The organism is Paraburkholderia sp. SIMBA_053, from assembly GCF_046534895.1.
Taxonomy (GTDB): domain Bacteria; phylum Pseudomonadota; class Gammaproteobacteria; order Burkholderiales; family Burkholderiaceae; genus Paraburkholderia; species Paraburkholderia caledonica.
This window is the reverse complement of record NZ_JAWRXU010001580.1, coordinates 1-240: the sequence shown is the minus strand read 5'-3', so window position 1 is coordinate 240 and position 240 is coordinate 1. Positions and strand designations below refer to the sequence as shown.

The 240-nt window shown below is 69.6% G+C and carries 1 protein-coding gene; it reads left to right on the top strand.

From position 1 onward, the window contains the following. On the top strand, positions 1 to 240 hold a 240-nt coding region (locus SB753_RS40880), incomplete at both ends, for an iron chelate uptake ABC transporter family permease subunit (RefSeq protein WP_410805655.1).

Below are 240 nucleotides of genomic sequence, written 5' to 3'. Positions count from 1 at the left end.
ACTCGGCTTGCCCGTCGCGTTGCTGCGTCCGCTTGCGCTGACGGTTGCGACCATCGCGGCCTGCGCGGCCGTTGCGGCTGTCGGGCCGATCGGCTTTGTCGGATTGATGGCGCCGCATCTTGCGGCATTGTTGGGGGCGCGTGCGCATCGCGTGCGCTTGTGGCTGGCTGCGACCTGTGGCGCTGCGATTCTCGCCGCTGCCGATATCGGCGCGCGCACGCTGCTCGCGCCGCGTGAAAT